Genomic DNA, 18,685 nt, shown 5'->3' with positions numbered 1-18,685 from the left:
CCCGGGGCGAGCGGCGGGTCCCGGCCGGGGCGGGGGTGGCGAAGTGAGCGGGCGGCAGCGGCTGTTCGTCGGCGGCGCCTGGGTGGAGCCGGACGGCGGCTACTACGACGTCCTCGACCCGGCGACCGAGGACACGGTCGGCCTGGCCCCCGAGGCATCGGCGGAGCAGGTGTACGCGGCGTGCGCCGCGGCCCGCGAGGCGTTCGGGGCGTGGTCGCGGACGCCGGCGGAGGAGCGGTGCGCCATGCTCGGGCGGGCCGCGGCGATCATCCGCGAGCGGGCCGGGGCGTACGCCGCCCTCGCCCAGGCCGAGACCGGCGCGACCACCGCCACGGCCCGCGGGATGCAGGTGGGGGTCGCCGCGGCCCGCTTCCGCCGGTACGCGCGCCCGGAGCCCGCCGAGTGGGCGATCCCTCCGCAGATCAACGAGGCGGGCCCGATGGGGCCGGCGGCTGTGCTGGGGGCGCTGGCGATACGCCGGCCCGTCGGCGTCGTCACCTGCGTCACCTCGTACAACAACCCCTGGGCCAACACGGCCGGAAAGGTCGCCCCCGCGCTCGCCATGGGCAACACGGTCGTCGTGAAGCCCGCCCCGCAGGACCCCCTCTCCGTCTACCGCATGGCGGAGGCGCTGGAGGCCGCGGGCGTCCCGCCCGGTGTCGTCAACGTGGTCTCCGGGCGGTCGACGGCCGTCGGCGAGGCGGCCGTCGGCTCGCCGGACACCGACATGGTCAGCTTCACCGGCTCCACGGCCGTCGGGCGGCGCATCGCCGCGGTGTGCGGCCGGGACATGAAACGGCAGCTGATGGAGCTCGGCGGCAAGGGCGCGGCCCTGGTCCTCGACGACGCCGACCTCGCCTCCGCCGTGACCGGCATCGGCACGACCTTCTCCTTCTACAGCGGGCAGATCTGCACCGCGCCGACCCGGGTGCTGGCCCAGCGGGTGGTGTACGGCCGCCTGGTCGAGCAACTGGCCGCCTATGCGCGCCGCTTGAGGGTCGGTGACCCGCGCGAGCCGGACACCGTCGTCGGCCCGGTGATCTCCGCGGCGCACCGGGAGCGGGTCGAGGCGTACATCGAACTCGGGCGCAAGGAAGGCGCGGTGGTCGTGGCGGGCGGCGAACGGCCGCCGTACGAGAAGGGGTTCTATGTCGCCCCCACCCTCCTCGCGGACTGCACCAACGACATGCGGGTCGCCCGCGAGGAGATCTTCGGCCCCGTGGTCGTCGTGATCCCCTTCGACGACGAGGAGGAAGGCATCGCCCTCGCCGACGACTGCGACTACGGCCTGATCGACTACGTCTGGTCCGGCGACGCCGCCCGCGCCTTCCGCGTGGCACGCCGGCTGCGCGCGGGCGGGGTCGGGGTGAACACGGTCGGCCGGAACATGGAGGCGCCCTTCGGGGGGTTCCGGGCCAGCGGGGTCGGCCGCGACTGCGGCTCGTACGCCCTGCACGCCTACAGCGAGGTGCAGGCGGTGGTGTGGCCGGGGTGAGGACCCCGCAGCAGGTTATGCCGACTGGTCGGTATGGACAGGTCGGGGCTGCGGCGGTACAGATGAGGAATGCGCATCGCCGTGACGATCTTCCTCACCGACGAGACGATCACCCCGGTCCGGCTCGCCCGCGAGCTGGAGCAGCGGGGCTTCGCCGGGCTGTATCTGCCCGAGCACACCCACATCCCCGTGGAGCGGACCACCCCGTACCCGGCCGGCGGCGAGCTGCCCCGCGAGTACGGCCGCACCCTCGACCCCTTCGTCGCCCTCGGCCAGGCGGCGGCCGTGACCGAGCGGCTCGGCCTCGGCACCGGCATCACCCTGGTCGCCCAGCACGACCCGATCGGCCTGGCCAAGCAGATCGCGACCGTGGACCACCTCTCCGGCGGCCGCCTCACCCTCGGCGTCGGCTTCGGCTGGAACGTGGAGGAGGCCGCCGACCACGGGGTGAAGTGGTGGGCCCGGCGCGAGCTGGTCCGCGACCGGATGCGGCTGATGCAGGCCCTGTGGACGGAGGAACCCACCGCCTACGAGGGCGAGTTCGGCAGTGTGCGGGCGAGCTTCGCGCACCCCAAGCCGGCACAGAAGCCGCGCGGTCCGGTGACCGGGCCCCGCACGCTGGTCGGCGGCGCGGCCGGACCGAAGCTCTTCGGCCACATCTGCGAGTACGCCGACGGCTGGCTGCCCCTCGGCGGACGCGGCCTGTCCACGTCCCTGCCCGAGCTGCGCGCCCGCTGGGCCGACGCGGGCCGTGCCCCGGACGCCCTCCACGTCGTCCCGTACGCCGTCCGCCCGAACCCCGGCAAGCTCGCGCACTACGCCGACCTCGGCATCGAGGAGGTGGTGGTGCAACTGCCGCCGGCGGGTGAGGCCGAGGCGCTGCGCGCACTGGACGCGTGCATGGCGTACCTGTGAGCGCGGGTGGCCGCCGGCCGGCCCCGGGGGCGCGAGGCCGTCACCCCTAGGCGGCTCCGCCGCGTGGGCGCGACCACCGCGACGGACCCGCACCCGGCGACGCGCCCCGGCTCCCAGGGCGCCCCCGACCTCGCTGAACCGGCGGAGCCCCTCCGTATGCTCGAAGGATGACGACTTCCGCGGCCCCCGGAACCGGCCCGACCGAGAACTCCCTGCGACGCGCGCTCAAACGCGCCCGCGACGGCGTCGCCCTGGACGTCACCGAGGCGGCCGTGCTGCTCCAGGCACGCGGCGAGGCACTGGACGACCTCGTCGCGTCGGCGGGCCGGGTGCGGGACGCCGGTCTCGCCCAGGCCGGGCGCCCCGGCGTCATCACGTACTCCAAGAGCGTCTTCATACCCCTGACCCGGCTGTGCCGCGACAAGTGCCACTACTGCACGTTCGTCACCGTCCCCGGAAAGCTGCGCCGCGCCGGGCACGGGATGTTCATGTCGCCGGACGAGGTGCTGGACATCGCCCGCAAGGGCGCCGCCCTCGGCTGCAAGGAAGCCCTCATCACCCTCGGCGACAAGCCGGAGGACCGCTGGCCGCAGGCGCGCGAGTGGCTGGACGCGCACGGCTACGACGACACCATCGCCTACGTCCGGGCCATCTCCATCCGCATCCTGGAGGAGACGGGACTGCTGCCCCACCTCAACCCGGGCGTGATGAGCTGGACGGACTTCCAGCGCCTGAAGCCCGTCGCGCCGTCGATGGGCATGATGCTGGAGACGACCGCGACCCGGCTCTGGTCCGAGCCCGGCGGCCCCCACCACGGCTCCCCGGACAAGGAACCCGCCGTGCGGCTGCGGGTGCTTCAGGATGCGGGCCGCTCCTCGGTGCCCTTCACCTCCGGCATCCTGATCGGCATCGGGGAGACGTACGAGGAGCGCGCCGAGTCCCTATTCGCGCTGCGGAAGGTGTCCAGGGCCTACCACGGCATCCAGGAGCTGATCATCCAGAACTTCCGCGCCAAGCCCGACACGGCGATGCGCGGCATGCCCGACGCGGAACTGGACGAACTGGTCGCCACGGTGGCCGTCGCCCGGCACATCCTCGGCCCCTCCGCCTGCCTCCAGGCGCCGCCGAACCTGGTCGAGGGCGAGTACGAGCGGCTGATCGCGGCCGGCATCGACGACTGGGGCGGGGTGTCCCCGCTGACCATCGACCACGTCAACCCCGAGCGCCCCTGGCCGCAGATCGAGGAACTGGCCGCACGGTCGGCGGCCGCCGGTTTCGAGCTGCGCGAACGCCTCTGTGTGTACCCGGAGTTCGTGCGGCGCGGCGAGCCCTGGCTCGACCCGCGGCTGCGCCCCCACGTGGCCGCCCTCGCCGACCCGGAGACGGGCCTGGCGCGCGCCGGGGCGCTGCCCGAGGGGCTGCCCTGGCAGGAGCCGGAGGAGGTCTTCGTGCCCTCCGGCCGCACCGACCTGCACGCCACCATCGACACCGAGGGCCGCACGAGCGACCGCCGGGACGACTTCGACGAGGTGTACGGCGACTGGGGCGCCCTGCGCGAGGCCGCCGCCCCCGGCATGGCCCCCGAGCGCATCGACACCGATGTACGTCAGGCACTGCGGGTCGCGGCCGGCGATCCGACGAAGCTGACGGACGCCGAGGCGCTGGCGCTGCTGCACGCGGACGGGCCCGCCCTGGACGCGCTGTGCCAAGTCGCCGACGACGTACGGAAGTCGGCGGTCGGGGACGAGGTGACGTACATCGTCACCCGGAACATCAACTTCACCAACGTCTGCTACACCGGCTGCCGGTTCTGCGCCTTCGCCCAGCGCAGAACGGACGCCGACGCCTACACGCTGTCCCTGGAGCAGGTCGCCGACCGCGCCCAGCAGGCGTGGGAGGTGGGCGCGGTGGAGGTCTGCATGCAGGGCGGCATCCACCCCGACCTGCCGGGGACGGCGTACTTCGACATCGCGCGGGCGGTGAAGTCCCGTGTGCCCGGCATGCATGTGCACGCCTTCTCGCCCATGGAGGTGGTGAACGGGGCGACCCGCACCGGCATGTCGATCAGGGAGTGGCTGACGGCCGCCAAGGAGGCGGGCCTCGACTCCATTCCGGGCACGGCGGCGGAGATCCTCGACGACGAGGTGCGCTGGGTGCTGACCAAGGGCAAGCTGCCCACGGCCACCTGGATCGAGGTGGTCACCACGGCGCACGAGCTGGGCATCCGCTCGTCGTCCACGATGATGTACGGCCATGTCGACCAGCCCCGGCACTGGCTGGGCCACTTCCGCACCCTGGCGGAGATCCAGCAACGCACGGGCGGCTTCACCGAGTTCGTCACGCTGCCGTTCATCCACACCAACGCGCCGGTGTATCTGGCGGGCATCGCGCGGCCGGGCCCGACGATGCGGGACAACCGGGCGGTGACCGCGATGGCCCGCCTGCTTCTGCACCCGTACATCCCCAACATCCAGACGAGCTGGGTGAAGCTGGGCGCCGAGGGCGCGGCGGAGATGCTGCGCTCGGGGGCGAACGACCTCGGCGGCACGCTGATGGAGGAGACGATCTCCCGGATGGCGGGCTCCTCCTACGGCTCCTACAAGTCGGTGCGGGACCTGCTGGCGATCGCCGAGGCGGCCGGGCGTCCGGCCCGCCCGCGCACCACGCTCTACGGCGAGGTACCGCGGGAGCGGCAGGAGGCGGCGGCCGCCTCCGACGGCCATCTGCCGCAGCTGCTGCCGGTGCTGGACTGAGCGGGCGGAGCCTGGCGGGTGGCCGCCGGGCAGTACGATGATGCGAACGCCGGCGGCCTCGGTGAGCTGCCTGAACTGCCTGAGCCGGCGGAGCGACTGAGCGACTGAGGAGAGGCGCCCCGTGTCTGCCCGACTGCCCTCGTGGGCCTGGGTCACCGGACTGACCGCGGGCGCGGTCGCCGTGGTCGCCGTCCTCGCCGTGCGGGCCGACCAGGGACCGCACCCCGAGCCTACGGCGGCCCGGCCCAGTGTCTCGGCGCCCGTGAGCGCCGAGCCGAAGCCGAAGGTCACCGAGACCGCCCCGCCCGCCGTGCCGAAGGGCTCCGGCACGGGTCGCCGGATCGTGTACTCCCTCGGCGAGCAGCGGGTCTGGCTGGTCGACGCGAGCGACGCGACCCGCCGCTCCTTCACGGTCTGGCCGGGGACGGTCGCCCCCGACCCCGGCACCTACCGGATCGGCACCCGCACCGAGACCACCACCGGCTCCGACGGGGTGCCCATCGAGCACGTGGTGTTCTTCGCCAACAAGGACGGCATCGACATCGCCTTCTCCAACGCCCTCGACGGCTCCTCCCCGCCGCCCGCCCAGGGCCGCCGCACCGGCGGCATCCGCACGGGCAAGGACGCGGGCGACGCGCTCTGGGCGTTCGCGACGACGGGGACGACCGTGCGGGTGGTCAGCTAGCGGACTCGCCGTCCCGGCCGGTCAGCTGGACGAGGACGAGGACCACGCCGCTCATCAGGAACACCCGCGTGGCCGCGTCCAGCCCGTTCCAGTCCTCCGACTGCCACATCGCGAACCACTCGCCGCCGATCCCGATGAACCCGGCCCCGAACAGCAGCATCATCATCAGCAGCCCGTACGTCGACACCCGCCGCGCGAGCTCCTGCCGCCGCCGCCCCCACAGCCACGTGCCGTAGAGGAGGACGAGCGCCGCGACCGTCTCCCAGACGATGATGGCCACATACGCGGCGTCCTGGAGCGCCGTGCTCGTCACGGCCCTCCACATCAGGTCCTCGTCCTTGAACGTCGTGTCCATGGCCAGCACATGCCGGACGAACTGCTGATTGGTGTCGAAATCGGTGATGTTGCCCAGCGCGACGAGACTGACGTAGAGCGCGACGACACCCGTCAACAGCCCTGCGGCCAGGGGGAGTACACGCGCGTGGGGGGATGAGTTGGTGGACATGGCCGTCATCTTCCCCTCCGCGGACCGCTCCGATCCACACCGCCCGGTCCGCATCGGCCGAGCCGCGCCGGGCGGACCGGAACCGGCACCTTCTCGGCCGGTTCGTCCCCTGAGACGGCCGTTCAGGGTCGATTACAGTGCTGAGCTGTCGTACGTATGGACGGTGCCCCGGGAGGTTCTGGTGAGTGGGACGGCCGGGTCCGTGTGGGGGCGGGCGGAGCAGCAGGACTTCCGGAGCAGGGTGCGGGGGACGCTGCTGGGGGCCGCGGTCGGGGACGCGCTGGGTACGCCGGTGGACGGGCTGGACCTGGACGGGATCCTGGAGGCGCACGGGCCGGACGGGGTCACCGATCTGCTGCCGGCGTACGGGCGGCGCGGGGCCGTCACCCATCTCACGCAGCTGGGGCTGTTCACCGTCGACGGGCTGATACGCGCCCAGGTGCGCCGGGACACCGGCGCCTGGCATCCGCCGACCGATCTGCACCGGGCGTATCTGCGCTGGGCGGCCACCCAGCGGGACTGGGGGCCGGACGAGCGGCGCAAGGACGACGGCTGGCTGGCCCGCGAGGAGTGGCTGTACGCCCGCCGCGGCCCGACCCGGCCGCTGCTCCTCGGGCTCGGCGACACCACGATGGGCACCCTGGAGGCGCCCAAGAACCCCGACGCCCGCGGGCCCGAACCGGCGGCCCGCTCGGCGCCCTTCGGGCTGCTGGTCGGCTGGGAGCCGCAACTGGTCGTCCAGCTCGCCCTCGAATGCGCCAGCCAGACCCACGGCCACCCCGTCGCGGGGCTCGCGGCGGGCGGATACGCCGTGATCGTGCACGCACTGGCCCGCGGTGACGGCCTCGACGGGGCCGTGCAGCGCGCGATGGGCCTGCTCGCCGCCCGCCCCGGCCACGAGCCGGTGACCGAGGCCCTCCAGCGGGCCCTCGGCACGGTACGCCAGGGCATCCCGGCCCCCTCCCGCGTGGCGGCACTGGCCGGGGACGGCTCCGGCGAGGCAGTCCTCGCCGCCGCCGTCTACTGCGCCCTCGTGGCCGAGGACGTCCGCCACGGCCTGCGCCTCGCCGTCAACCACAGCGGCCCCTCCGCCCCCACCGCCTGCCTCACCGGCGCCCTCCTCGGAGCCCTCCACGGCGAAACGGCCCTCCCCCCGGCCTGGCTGGCCGAACTGGAGGGCCGCCCCACCATCCTGGAACTCTCCGACGACTTCGCCATGGAAATGACCCAGGGCCCAGCCCTGCACGGCCCCACAGCATCATCACCGGCCTGGCTGACCCGCTATCCGCGGTAGGCCCACCGGTCAGGCGATGACGAGGTGGAAGAACACGACACCGGGCCCGAACGCGGCGAGACCGGCACCGACGGCCGCCGCCGCGCCGTGGCCCTGCCAGGCGGTGAGCACCCCCGCTCCGATGCCGGTGAGTGCGGCCAGCAGGAGCACCAGGGCGGCTCGCTGGGTGAGTAGGGGGTCATGGGGCAAGGACGGCTCCCTTCCGTGAGGGGCGGTGGTGTGCCGACCACCGCCTGCTGGACTCACGAGAGTACTCGTTCTCAAGTTGAGGAGCAAGTCTGCATCTTTGAGGCAGGGGTTCACGGGTGGCGCAGCGTCTGCAGGAGCCTGCCGTTCTCGGTGATCGTCCAGAAGCTCCAGCCGTTGCGGTTGGGCTTGACCTTGGGGTTGAGGGCCTGGAGCACGGCGCTGGCCGCACCGCTGGGGGAGCGGTAGTGGCCGATCGCCGGGCCCTCGGTGACGGTGAGGGTCCGGGTGGCGGGGTCGTACTCGCCCTCGATGCGGACACCGCCGTAGAGGGCGTGCACCGCCACGCGCTGGCCACCGCCCCCGGCAGCGGCCGGTGCGGCGGCGCCCGGTCGCTGGAAGTGCTCGATCAGCCGACGCACGGCGTCCCCGGGCGAGACCTCCCAGGCGCGGGCGAGGAGGGTGATCTGGTCGAAGGTCGCGTCATCCACCGCGATGTTCTTGCTCATGGCCCTCACACTATCTCGGTGTGAGAAATTCTGAGAACAGGTGAGGGCGGTTGAGGTGGGGTGCACCACCTCAACCGCCCTCCACCGCGACGGGGCGTCTAGTCCTTCACGGGGGTGGCTGCCGCCTCGTGGGGCTCGGGGAGCGTGGCTGACGTGCTGTCGTCGTCCGTGTTGATGCGTTCGATGAGGGCCAGTCGCTCGGGGGTGTCCTCGGGCTTCAGGAAGCCGATCAGGATGTACAGGACCAGGGAGACCGCGAGGGGGATCGAGACCTGGTACTGCAGGGGCACGCCGCCGTCGACGTTCCAGTGGATGGGGTAGTTGACCAGCCAGAAGGCGAAGAGGCCGGTCGCCCAGCTGGTGAGGGCCGCGGTGGGGCCGGAGCGGCGGAAGGGGCGGAGGAGGCCGAGCATCATGGGGATGGCCATGGGGCCCATCAGTCCGGCGACCCACTTGATGACGACCGTGATGATGTCGCCGAAGGTGGGGGAGTTGACCTGGGTCGCCGCCGCCATGGACAGGCCCAGGAAGACGACGGTGGTGATACGGGCGACCCGCAGGCCCTGCCCCTCGCTCCAGGCCCGCGCCCGCCGCCAGACCACCGGCGCGCAGTCGCGGGTGAACACCGCGGCGATGGCGTTGGCGTCGGAGGAGCACATGGCCATGGTGTGGGAGAAGAAGCCGACGATGACCAGGCCCAGCAGGCCGTGCGGGAGCAGTTGTTCCGTCATGAGGCCGTAGGAGTCCGAGCCGTCCGCCTTCTGGGACTCGACCAGCAGCGGGGACATCCACATGGGGAAGAACAGCACCAGCGGCCAGACCAGCCACAGCACCGCCGACAGCCGCGCCGAGCGCTCGGCCTCGTGGGCGTTGGGCGTGGCCATGTAGCGCTGGGCCTGGTTGAGCATGCCGCCGTTGTACTCGAACAGCTTGATGAAGAGGAAGGCGAGCAGGAAGACCGTGCCGTACGGCCCGACCAGCGGCTCCCCGTGCCCTTGCAGTTCCGGCTCGTCCCAGGCGCCGAGGAAGCCGATGCCCTTGTCGTTCAGCTCCACGACGACCGCGACGAACATCGCGATCCCGGCGAGGAACTGGATCACGAACTGGCCCAGCTCCGTGAGCGCGTCCGCCCACAGACCGCCGATCGTGCAGTAGACGGCGGTGATGGTGCCGGTGATGAGGATGCCCTGGTTCAGGCTGACGCCCGTGAACACCGACAGCAGCGTCGCGATCGCCGCCCACTTCGCGCCCACGTCCACGATCTTCAGCAGCATGCCCGACCAGGCCAGCGCCTGCTGGGTCTTGAGGTCGTAGCGGTTCTTCAGATACTCCAGGGGAGAGGCCACATGGAGCCGTGAGCGCAGCCGGTTGATGCGCGGGGCGAACAGCTTCGAGCCGATGGCGATGCCGAGGGCGATCGGGAAGGACCAGGTCACGAAGGACGTGACCCCGTAGGTGTAGGCGATCCCGGCGTAACCGGTGAACATCACCGCGCTGTAGCCCGACATGTGGTGCGAGATGCCGGACAGCCACCAGGGCATCTTGCCGCCGGCGGTGAAGAAGTCGCTGACGTTGTCCACGCGCTTGTGCGACCAGACGCCGATCGCCACCATCACGCCGAAATAGCCGATGAGCACGGCCCAGTCGAGACCGTTCATGTGCGCCCTCCCAGGGTTCAGCCCGGCGCTCATCGTGGGCGGTCGTGCGTGAGCACGACAAGGCAGCGTAAGGTCAAAGGGAGGTAAAAGTATTCGTCATGATGGCCTTGGTTCATACATGTGAACTCAGCGCATCAGCTCCCCCGCGTTGACCAGCAGCGACTGCCCGGTGACCGCCCTCGCCCTGTCCGAGAGCAGGAACGCGACCACGTCCGCCACATCCCCGTCCGTGGCCAGCTCGGGCAGCGCCATCCGCCCGGTCAGCCGGCTCAGCACCTCCGCCTCCGCCACCCCTTCCGTGCGCGCCGCGAACCGCACGTACGCCTGCACCGGCGGCCCCCACATCCAGCCCGGCAGCACGGTGTTGACCCGGATCCGGTCCGGCCCCAACTCGCGCGCCAGCGAGTACATCGCACTGGTCAGCGCCCCCTTCGACGCCGCGTACGCCGCCTGCCGCACCTGCGAGGGCGCCGCCACCGCCGACTGCGTCCCGATGAACACCACCGACCCGCCCCGCTCCCGCAGCAGCGGCAGACAGGCCCGCGTCATCCGCAGCGTCCCCAGCAGATTGACGTCGAGCACCTTCTGCCAGGCCGTGAAGTCCGCGTCCGCCAGACCGCCGAAGTACCCGTCCCACGCGGCGACATGGACCACCCCGTCGATCCGCCCGAACCGCTCCCGCGCCAGCTCGGCCAGCGCCTCGCACCGCCCCTCGTCGGTGATGTCCGTCGCCCGGTACGCCGTGCGCGCCCCGCCCGGATCGACCTCGGCCGCACAGGCCGCGAGGCCGGCCTCGGTGCGCGCCCCCAGCACCGCGTTCCCCCCGTCCCGCACCACCGCCGCCGCGACCCGGTGCCCCAGCCCCGTCCCGACGCCCGACACGACGACGGTCCTGCCCGCGAGCAGTGACATGAGCACCCTCCCCGGCTCTGGCGCGTCATCTGACGGTCCGTCAGAGTAGGGCGGACCGCAGGAAAGGGGAACCACGATGGACACCCGCAGCGACCTCTACGCCGAACTGGCCTCCGCCGGCCCCTACGCCGTCCGCCCCGGACACGCCCTGATCACCATGGTCGAGCCGCACCCCGGCCACGAGTACGCCTACAACCGCTGGTACGAGGACGACCACTACTACGCGGGCGCGATGGCCATGCCGTGGATGTTCGCCGGCCGCCGCTGGGTGGCGACCCGCGATCTGCAACTGCTCCGGTACCCGGAGACCTCGGCCGTCGCCCAGCCGGTCACCACCGGGTGCTACCTCTCCACGTACTGGATCACCGAGGGCCGCTACGACGACCACATGCGCTGGACCGTGGCGATCAACCAGCGCCTCAACCGCGACGCCCGCGTCCACCGCGAGCGGACCCATGTCTTCACCGCGTTCCAGGACCACGAGGCGACCGTCTACCGGGACGGCGCCGCAGGACCGCGCGACATCCACGCCCTCGACCACCCCTACCAGGGGCTGGTGCTGGAGGTCGTCGACGCGGACTCGGCCGAGGAACGCGCCGAACTGCTGCACCGGCTGACCGTCCGGGACCTGCCGCGGCGGCTCGCCGGCTCGCCCGCCGCCATGGTCACCGTCTTCCGGCCGACCCCGCTGCCGCTGGAGAGGATGTCGTACGTGAAACAGGTCGAGGGCGTCGACACCCGGCTGACCCTGCTGTGGTTCCTGGAGGCCGACCCGCGCGCGTGCTGGGCGGAACACTTCGCGGACCTCGGCACCGGGGCGGGCCGGGTGGAGCTGGTCGCCCCGTTCGTCCCGACGGTCCCCGGCACCGACACCTACGTCGACCGGCTGCGCTGAGCGCTCAGCGCAGCTCCTCCGGGCAGGGCGTGCCGCGCGGCAGCTGGTAGGGCGAGGCGAGGCGGTAGGTGCCCGCGCGGGGCGCCAGCAGCTCGGTCCACTTCACGCCGAGCTCGTCCTCCTCGGTGTCGATCAGACAGCCGTTGAGGTTCTCGTACGTCTTCGGCTCGCCGTCGGGACGGTTCTTGGACGCCTCCGTCTCGCGGGGCCGCTCCACGCTCTTGCCGTCGGCGTCGACCAGCGTCAGCCAGGGCGAGTAGGGCACGCGGATGAGCATCCGGCCCGGCTCGGACACCGTCAGGGTGATCTCGCCCTGCTCGGCCCGCTCGACCCTGGCCGGCGGGTCCGCGAGCGGGGTGGCGTCCGTCACCTCGAACAGCTGCCAGTTGGCGTCGCCCCACACCTGCCGCAGATACGGCAGCCCGCGCTGGATCAGCTCCCGCTCCCGCTCGGCGCCGGTGCCGTCCAGCTCGCCCTTGGGCAGCACCACGTACTGCACCGCCCAGCGGCCCAGCCACTCGTGGTAGTTCGCCGAGTTCAGGGTGTCGTCGTAGAAGAGCGGGTTGCGCTCCATGTCGGCCTGGCGGTTCCAGCCGCGGGCCAGGTTCACGTTCGGGGCCAGCGCGGACGCCTCACGGTGCGAGCGGGCGGGCACGACCTCCACCCGGCCCTTGTCGGCGCCGACCTTCTGCAGCTCGTTGACCAGGGGCGCCAGCTCGCGCGCCCAGGAGGCGGCCGGGGTGGTGTGGACGACGTCGTCGACCGACTTGTAGCCGATCCAGACGGTGAACCCGACGAACGCCACCACGATCGCGTACCACTTGCGCGAGCGCGGCACCGCGAACGGCAGCGCGGCCGCCAGCGTCACCCCCGCGAACAGCATCGCCAGCCGGGTGATGTTGGAGCCGATCTGCGAGCTGATCAGCCACACCAGCAGCACCGCGAGCCCGTACACCGCGGAGGTGAGCCGCACGGTCGTCCACGCGCGCGGCACCACCGCGAAGCAGATGCCCGCGAACAGCAGCGGCAGCAGGGCCGAGGCGAACGACATCGGCTGGGTGCCGGAGAACGGGAACGCCCACGCCGACACCGCCACCACCACGGTCGGCCCCAGCCCCAGCGCCCACGCGCCCGGCAGCCGCTTCTGCAGGAACAGCGCCACCGCGACCAGGCCCACGAACAGCCCCGCGACCGGCGAGGACATGGTCGCCAGCGCCGCCAGCGGGGCCGCGCACAGCGCCTTCGCCCACCGCTTGTAGCGCCACTTGTACGGCCAGCAGAACACCACGGCGGTCGCGCCCAGCGCGAACATCATGCCCAGCCCGAAGGTCACCCGGCCCGAGACCGCGTTGCACAGGAAGGCGAACACCCCGGCGAGGGAGACCCACAGCGGATTACGCACGACCCGGCTGCGCATCAGCACCAACGTCAGCAGGCCCGCCGACAGGGTCCCGGCGATCATCATCGTCGTACGGACGCCGAGAACCGACATCAGATACGGCGAGACCACGCTGTACGAGACCGGGTGCATACCGCCGTACCAGGCGAGGTTGTACGCCGAGTCCGGGTGCCGGCCGACGAACTCGGCCCACGCGTCCTGGGCCGCGAGATCGCCGCCACTGTTCGCGAACGTGAAGAACCAGACGATGTGCAGGACCCCGGAGAGGGCCGTGAACCCGAGGACCGGGTGGCGCAGGAAGACCGCGCGGGCGGCCTCCACCGCCCGGTGGTGACGGGTGGGCGGCTCAGGCGCGGACAACGGTATTCGCGGGCCGGTGTCCGGGCCCGGACCGGTGTCGTCGGCGCGTGTCGGCTCCGCAGTGGCCACCTGTTGGCACTCCCCGTGTCCCGTCTTCTGCTGTCGGCCGCGTCGCGTTTCCGCGCTCTTCACGGCCGTGTCCGAACGACCGGCGGCCTTGTCCCGTTTCGTGACGCTAGCACGCGGCCCGCCGACGGCACCCGGTGCGGGTGCCGTCTACGGGCCGGTGCGGTGGTGCCGGTCAGGAGATACGCGTCAGCTTGTCCGTCCAGCCCGGTTCGACCAGGTCGCTCTGCAGGGCGACGGGCACCTTCACCGCGCCGGCCGTGCCGCCGTCGCCGACGGTGAGCGTGCCGACCTTCGTGCCCGCCTTCGCCGAGTGCGGCAGGTCGTCGGAGGCGAAGTTCAGCTCCACCTCCAGGCCGGGCCAGCCGACCGCGGTGACGTCCTCCGTGACGACGACGGGCGTCCGCCCGCCGAGCCCGTCGTCGACGTACCCGACGACCTCGCCCTTCTTCAGGATCGTCACCGACTCCAGGCGGTCCTGCGCGGCCCGGATCAGCTTGTCGCCGGCGGACAGGGCGCCCTGCAGGATCGTGTTGTCGTAGCCGCCCTCGGGCTGGCGCAGGACCGCGCCGACGATGGTGTGGGTCTCACCGCCGACCTCCTTCTTCGCGGCGAAGACCAGGTTGCCGCGGGCGGAGGTGGTGGTGCCGGTCTTGATGCCGACGACGTCGTTCTTGCCGACCAGCTGGTTCCAGTTGGGCCACTTCTTGCCCTTGTAGTCGTAGTACTCCATCATCGCCGAGACCTCGCGGAAGACCGGGTACTTCATCGCCTCCTTGGCCAGCTTCACCTGGTCCACGGCGGTGGAGACGGTGGTGTCGTTCAGGCCCGAGGGGTCGGTGTACGTCGTGTTCGTCATGCCGAGGTCCTCGGCGGCGGCGTTCATCTTCGCCACGAACGCCTTCTCCGTGCCGGCGTCCCAGCGGGCGGTCAGCCGGGCGACGTTGTTGGCGGAGGCGATGAGGATCGCCTGCAGGGCCTCGCGCTGGGTGATCTCGTCGCCGGCCGTCACCTGCACGGTCGACTCCCCCTCCGCGTGGGACTGCTCCTCGGCGGCCTGGTCGATCTTGATCTTCGGGCCCTGCTCACCGCTCTTGAGCGGGTGGTCGCGCAGGATGAGGTACGCCGTCATGACCTTGGCCACGCTGGCGATCGGGACGGGCTTCTGCTCGCCGGAGGAGCCGAAGGTGCCGATGCCCTGGACGTCCATCGCGGCCTGGCCCTCCTGCGGCCAGGGCAGGCCCTGGAGATCGCCGGCGAAGGAGTGACTGTCCTTCGCGGTGAGGGTCAGCTCGGGGGCCGGCAGCGGGCGCAGCGACTGTACGACCGCAAACACGATCGCCAGGAGCAGCACCAGCGGGGTCCAGATCTTGATGCGCCGGGCCGCCGTGCGCAGGGGGGTCTGCGGGGGCGGCGGGGTGTTCGTCAGCTCGGCCAGCAGGTCCAGCGGGGGCTTGGGCGGGAGCGGCTGCTGGGTGGTGCGCTCCTGCTGCGCGGGCGGGGGCGGGTCGGCGGGCTTGAGGGCGACGAACTTGCTGGTGCGCTCGGGGTCGGGCTTGGGGGCGGTGTCGCCCAGCTTCAGCATGGTGGTCGGCTGGTCGACGTCGCGCCGGGGGCGTACGGCCTTGAAGACGGCGGTCGGCTGGTCGACGCCGGTGGCCTCCGGCGTGAGGGGCTTCTGCTCGGCCTCGGCTTCGCCTTCGGCCGGGTCGTCGTTCCCACCCGCACCGCCCGTGCGGGTCTCGTCGTCGGGTGCGGGTGGCCCCTGCGGGTCCTCCTCGCCGTCGGCGGCCTCGGGCTCGGGGGCCTCCTGCTCGGCCTCGGCTTCGCCTTCGGATGCCTTGCCGTCGGCGGCCTCGCCTTCGGGGGCCTTGCCGTCGGCGGCCTCGGGCTCGGGGGCCTGCTCGGCCTCGGTTTCGCCTTCGGGTGCCTCGCCGTCGGCGTCCTCAGGCTCGGGGGCCTCCTCGGCCTCGGCTTCGCCCTCGGCGGCTTCCTCGGCGTCGGTCTCCGCCTCGTCCTCGTCCTCGTCCTTCGGCTCGGTGGCCTCGTCGGACGGCTCCTCGGCAGCCTCGGAAGCCTCCTCTGCCTCGGCCCTCTCCGCCTCGGCCACGGCCTCCTCCGCCTCGGCCGCGGCCATCTCCGGCTTCTCGTCGGCGTCCGTCACCCACGCGGCGACCGCGGCGCGCAGGCGGGCGTCGTCCTCGGTGTCGGGGTCCGTGTCGGTGGGGGCGTCGGTCGTCGGGACCGAGAGGATCTTCGTGGCCGTGTCGGAGGCGGGAGCCTTGGCGGAGGCGCGGGCCACGGCGAGCCGTGGGTCGTCCGCCTCCTTCCGGGCCTCGGGAACCGGATTCGCGCTCCCCGACGTCGGTTCTGCCGACGACTCGCGCTGCTTCGACCTGTCGGGGGACTCGCCCGCCACCGATGCCTCCTCCGTGCTGCCGCACGCACTCCGTGCGTCCGGAACGAACCGTGAACCGCCGGCCGGACCTGTGTCCACACCGCTGTCCGAACCATGTACCAGTGTCCTGTGTGCGGCCCCGACCAACGCGGTAGACGAGAACGACATACCTGCCGGTTCCCTCACAAACAGGTCACGCACCCTCGACAGACCAATGTGAGAGGGGTCACCCTGTCATTCATCCACGCGGGGAGGCATGGATGGGCAGGAGCCGCAGAACACTTCCGGAGGAGCTTCTGCTGCTGGCACTGGACCCGGCCACGGGTACCACTGCACAGCCGCAGTCGCTCGACCTCGGTCTGGCCGGAGCGCAGCTAGTGGAGCTCGCGCTGGCCGGACGGATAGCCCCAGACGGGGATCGTATCGCCGTGGTGGTACCACGGCCGACTGGAGATCCGACTCTGGACTGCGCGTTGGAGTTGCTGCGAAGGCGCGGCGCTCCCGTACGGGCGGTCCACTGGATCGGCGGGCCGCGTCTCGGGCTCCGCCAGACCTACCTCTCGCATCTGGAGCGATGCGGCATGGTGCATGCCGTGGAGGGCCAGATGTGCGGAGTGCTGCCGACGACTCGCTACCAGGCGACGGACAACGCCATCAGCCGTGAGATCAGGGCACGGCTGGATTCCGCGATCCGCACCGGTGTACCGCCGGACCCGCGGACCGCGGCGCTCGCCGCACTGGCGCACGCGGTCGGCCTCGGCAAGCACCTGTACCCGGGCAACGAGGGACGGTCCTCGCGCTCCCGGTTGCGGGATCTGATCCGGCACGACCCGATGGGCGGCCTCGTGGCGCACGCCGTCATGGACGTCCAGAACGGCGTGGCGGCACAGCCGCGCCGCAGCCCGGCCCAGGCCGGCCGCCAGGCCGCCGGAGCCAGGACCGCGACGGAACCCGCCCGAGGGGTTCCGGCGCAGCCCCACCGCAGTTCCATGGCGCGTGCCGTGGCGCACTGAGCCGCGCTGCCACGGCAGCGGACCCGTACGACCCCGGCAGAACCTCGCACCGCCGCACGACCCCCCGACCCGGTCACGGGAGCCGCTGTCCGAGCGGGGTGGTAGGACCGCACGGTCGTACCACCCCGCTCGGCCGTGTCCGGATGCGGTCGCCCGGCGTTCACTGACGTGCACCTGGCGCATATCCCCCGTTTCCCAGCGGTAGTAAGCACCTTGGTGGCAGTCTGCTCAACAGCAGATACGCAAAGTGTTAAGCAACAGGCAGCAGCCGGAGGTGCACGTTCCGTGGCGTCCAATGTCAATCCCACCGTAAGGCGGCGCCGGTTGGGCCAGGAGCTGCGCAGACTCCGTGAGCTCAAGGGCATGACGGCGGAAGAGGTGGCCGAGCGGCTGCTGGTGTCGCAGTCGAAGATCAGCCGCCTGGAGAACGGGCGGCGCAGTATCAGCCAGCGCGACGTCCGCGATCTGTGCGGGGTCTACGAGGTGGAGGACCAGCGCGTGGTCGACTCCCTGATGCAGATGGCCAAGGACTCGCGCCAGCAGGGCTGGTGGCACGCGTTCGGCGATGTCCCGTACAGCGTCTACATCGGACTGGAGACCGACGCGGCGAGCCTTCGGGTGTACGACCCGCAGGTCGTCCCCGGCCTGCTGCAGACCCGCGGTTACGCCGAGGCGCTCATCGCGGGCGCGCTGCCCGAGGCCGCGCCGGCCGACATCGAGCGCCGCGTCCAGGTGCGCATGCGCAGGCAGGAACGTATTTCCGCGGCGGAGAACCCGCTGCGGCTGTGGGCGGTGGTCGACGAGGCGGCGCTGCGCCGCGAGGTCGGCAACAAGCAGGTGATGATCGAGCAGTTGGAGCATCTGCTGGAGATGGTCCAGCTGCCGCATGTGACCGTGCAGGTGATCCCGTTCTCCATGGGCGCCCACCCCGGCGTGAGCGGCCAGTACGCGATCCTGGAGTTCCCCGACGCCGCCGACTCGACGGTGGTGTACATCGAGGGCGTGACCAGCGACCTGTACCTGGAGAAGGCGCAGGACGTGTCCAAGTACAGCGTGATGTACGAGCACCTGAGGGCGCAGGCGCTGAACGTCGAGCAGACGCGGGAGTTCATCGCCGAGGTCGCCAAGGACTACGCGAGCTGAGCCCTTTCCCCGGCTTCCCGACATGAAAGGCCGGACCGTACACCGGCGCACGTCCGGAAGAAAAGTCCCTCTGGAATATGTCATCCGGTCGGGTGAATGCTTGCTCCGGACGGAGGAGTTGGCGAGTAGCGTCGATCACGCCAATCGAGCACGGAGGTTGGCGCGAATCCAGCAACTCGGCAACTGGCTACCGGAGTGAAAATGGCAATCAAGCAGGGTGCGACGGACACGTGGGTCAAGTCGTCCTACTCGCAGGGCAACGGCGCGTGCGTCGAGGTCAAGTCCCCGGTCCCGTCCGCGCTGGCCGTGCGTGACTCCAAGGTCACCGACGGCCCCACCCTCGCCTTCCCCACCGACGCGTGGCAGGCGTTCGTGACGTCGGTGAAGGCGTGAGGGGAGGGTCTTCCTGATCCTCCCGATGCCGACCCGACGCGACAAGCAGCATCTGAAGAGCCCTCTCGACCAGCTCGCCGTCCTTGCCGAGGGGGCTCGGCTTGTG

General features: G+C 71.8%; 16 protein-coding genes. 9 read left to right on the top strand and 7 right to left on the bottom strand.

Annotated elements, in window-relative coordinates; translation table 11 throughout:
• The first annotated feature begins 43 nt into the window (after positions 1 to 43).
• From ACSU6M_RS14810 to ACSU6M_RS14795, 4 genes are all read left to right on the top strand, one after another.
• A complete protein-coding gene (locus tag ACSU6M_RS14810; RefSeq protein WP_437070179.1) occupies positions 44 to 1,495 on the top strand; it encodes an aldehyde dehydrogenase family protein in 1,452 nt (483 codons plus the stop codon).
• Positions 1,496 to 1,564: 69 nt separating this feature from the next.
• Positions 1,565 to 2,410, top strand: coding sequence for an LLM class F420-dependent oxidoreductase (locus tag ACSU6M_RS14805; protein ID WP_437070178.1), 846 nt, complete (start codon positions 1,565 to 1,567; stop codon positions 2,408 to 2,410).
• A 167-nt stretch (positions 2,411 to 2,577) separates the two neighbouring features.
• Entirely contained in the window at positions 2,578 to 5,163 is a 2,586-nt protein-coding gene (locus tag ACSU6M_RS14800; RefSeq protein ID WP_437070177.1) for a bifunctional FO biosynthesis protein CofGH, read from the top strand.
• A 121-nt stretch (positions 5,164 to 5,284) separates the two neighbouring features.
• Positions 5,285 to 5,848 (top strand): hypothetical protein, encoded by a 564-nt coding sequence (locus ACSU6M_RS14795; RefSeq protein WP_437070176.1) that lies wholly within the window; start codon positions 5,285 to 5,287, stop codon positions 5,846 to 5,848.
• Here the strand turns inward: ACSU6M_RS14795 and ACSU6M_RS14790 are convergent.
• On the bottom strand, positions 5,841 to 6,362 hold the full coding sequence (locus ACSU6M_RS14790) for a DUF2165 domain-containing protein (protein ID WP_437070175.1): 522 nt from the start codon (positions 6,360 to 6,362) through the stop codon (positions 5,841 to 5,843). The two genes, ACSU6M_RS14795 and ACSU6M_RS14790, sit on opposite strands and share 8 nt — an antisense overlap.
• A gap of 172 nt (positions 6,363 to 6,534) precedes the next feature.
• Between ACSU6M_RS14790 and ACSU6M_RS14785 the strand changes: the two genes are divergently transcribed.
• Positions 6,535 to 7,647: an ADP-ribosylglycohydrolase family protein gene (locus ACSU6M_RS14785; RefSeq protein ID WP_437070174.1), complete on the top strand. Its 1,113-nt coding sequence runs from the start codon at positions 6,535 to 6,537 to the stop codon at positions 7,645 to 7,647.
• A 9-nt stretch (positions 7,648 to 7,656) separates the two neighbouring features.
• Here ACSU6M_RS14785 and ACSU6M_RS14780 read toward each other — a convergent pair whose 3' ends face one another.
• The 4 genes from ACSU6M_RS14780 to ACSU6M_RS14765 form a co-directional block, all read right to left on the bottom strand.
• The gene (locus ACSU6M_RS14780) at positions 7,657 to 7,836 is read right to left on the bottom strand and encodes a hypothetical protein (RefSeq protein ID WP_437070173.1); all 180 of its coding nucleotides are present in this window, start codon (positions 7,834 to 7,836) and stop codon (positions 7,657 to 7,659) included.
• Positions 7,837 to 7,946: 110 nt separating this feature from the next.
• The gene (locus tag ACSU6M_RS14775; RefSeq protein ID WP_437070172.1) at positions 7,947 to 8,342 is read right to left on the bottom strand and encodes a hypothetical protein; all 396 of its coding nucleotides are present in this window, start codon (positions 8,340 to 8,342) and stop codon (positions 7,947 to 7,949) included.
• Positions 8,343 to 8,440: 98 nt separating this feature from the next.
• Entirely contained in the window at positions 8,441 to 10,000 is a 1,560-nt protein-coding gene (locus ACSU6M_RS14770) for a sodium:solute symporter family protein (RefSeq protein WP_437070171.1), read from the bottom strand.
• Between the two features lie 126 nt (positions 10,001 to 10,126).
• A complete protein-coding gene (locus tag ACSU6M_RS14765) occupies positions 10,127 to 10,912 on the bottom strand; it encodes an SDR family oxidoreductase (RefSeq protein WP_437070170.1) in 786 nt (261 codons plus the stop codon).
• A gap of 76 nt (positions 10,913 to 10,988) precedes the next feature.
• On the opposite strand from ACSU6M_RS14765, the gene ACSU6M_RS14760 reads away from it, so the two are divergent.
• The gene (locus tag ACSU6M_RS14760) at positions 10,989 to 11,807 is read left to right on the top strand and encodes a hypothetical protein (RefSeq protein ID WP_437070169.1); all 819 of its coding nucleotides are present in this window, start codon (positions 10,989 to 10,991) and stop codon (positions 11,805 to 11,807) included.
• Positions 11,808 to 11,811: 4 nt separating this feature from the next.
• Here ACSU6M_RS14760 and ACSU6M_RS14755 read toward each other — a convergent pair whose 3' ends face one another.
• Both ACSU6M_RS14755 and ACSU6M_RS14750 read right to left on the bottom strand, forming a co-directional pair.
• Positions 11,812 to 13,635 (bottom strand): MFS transporter, encoded by a 1,824-nt coding sequence (locus tag ACSU6M_RS14755; RefSeq protein ID WP_437070168.1) that lies wholly within the window; start codon positions 13,633 to 13,635, stop codon positions 11,812 to 11,814.
• Between the two features lie 172 nt (positions 13,636 to 13,807).
• Positions 13,808 to 16,051, bottom strand: coding sequence for a D-alanyl-D-alanine carboxypeptidase (locus ACSU6M_RS14750; RefSeq protein WP_437070167.1), 2,244 nt, complete (start codon positions 16,049 to 16,051; stop codon positions 13,808 to 13,810).
• Between the two features lie 239 nt (positions 16,052 to 16,290).
• Here ACSU6M_RS14750 and ACSU6M_RS14745 point away from each other — a divergent pair, with 239 nt between their 5' ends.
• The 3 genes from ACSU6M_RS14745 to ACSU6M_RS14735 all read left to right on the top strand — a co-directional run bounded on the left by ACSU6M_RS14745 (position 16,291) and on the right by ACSU6M_RS14735 (position 18,579).
• Positions 16,291 to 17,043, top strand: a complete 753-nt coding sequence (locus tag ACSU6M_RS14745; protein ID WP_437070166.1) for a GOLPH3/VPS74 family protein — start codon at positions 16,291 to 16,293, stop codon at positions 17,041 to 17,043.
• 285 nt (positions 17,044 to 17,328) lie between these two features.
• A complete protein-coding gene (locus tag ACSU6M_RS14740; protein ID WP_437070165.1) occupies positions 17,329 to 18,186 on the top strand; it encodes a helix-turn-helix domain-containing protein in 858 nt (285 codons plus the stop codon).
• A 201-nt stretch (positions 18,187 to 18,387) separates the two neighbouring features.
• Positions 18,388 to 18,579 (top strand): DUF397 domain-containing protein, encoded by a 192-nt coding sequence (locus ACSU6M_RS14735; protein ID WP_437070164.1) that lies wholly within the window; start codon positions 18,388 to 18,390, stop codon positions 18,577 to 18,579.
• Positions 18,580 to 18,685 lie beyond the last annotated feature (106 nt).

This window comes from Streptomyces sp. enrichment culture (assembly GCF_964272895.1).
Taxonomy (GTDB): Bacteria; Actinomycetota; Actinomycetes; order Streptomycetales; family Streptomycetaceae; genus Streptomyces.
The sequence above is the reverse complement of the archived record's forward strand: the minus strand, read 5'-3'. Positions and strand labels throughout refer to the sequence as shown.

Bases quoted from the DNA above. Each gene is read 5' to 3' on its own strand.
- ACSU6M_RS14805 (WP_437070178.1), top strand. From the start codon at position 1,565: ATGCGCATCGCCGTGACGATCTTCCTCACCGACGAGACGATCACCCCG.
- ACSU6M_RS14800 (WP_437070177.1), top strand. From the start codon at position 2,578: ATGACGACTTCCGCGGCCCCCGGAACCGGCCCGACCGAGAACTCCCTG.
- ACSU6M_RS14790 (WP_437070175.1), bottom strand. From the start codon at position 6,362: ATGACGGCCATGTCCACCAACTCATCCCCCCACGCGCGTGTACTCCCC.
- ACSU6M_RS14775 (WP_437070172.1), bottom strand. From the start codon at position 8,342: ATGAGCAAGAACATCGCGGTGGATGACGCGACCTTCGACCAGATCACC.
- ACSU6M_RS14770 (WP_437070171.1), bottom strand. From the start codon at position 10,000: ATGAACGGTCTCGACTGGGCCGTGCTCATCGGCTATTTCGGCGTGATG.
- ACSU6M_RS14765 (WP_437070170.1), bottom strand. From the start codon at position 10,912: ATGTCACTGCTCGCGGGCAGGACCGTCGTCGTGTCGGGCGTCGGGACG.
- ACSU6M_RS14760 (WP_437070169.1), top strand. From the start codon at position 10,989: ATGGACACCCGCAGCGACCTCTACGCCGAACTGGCCTCCGCCGGCCCC.
- ACSU6M_RS14745 (WP_437070166.1), top strand. From the start codon at position 16,291: ATGGGCAGGAGCCGCAGAACACTTCCGGAGGAGCTTCTGCTGCTGGCA.
- ACSU6M_RS14735 (WP_437070164.1), top strand. From the start codon at position 18,388: ATGGCAATCAAGCAGGGTGCGACGGACACGTGGGTCAAGTCGTCCTAC.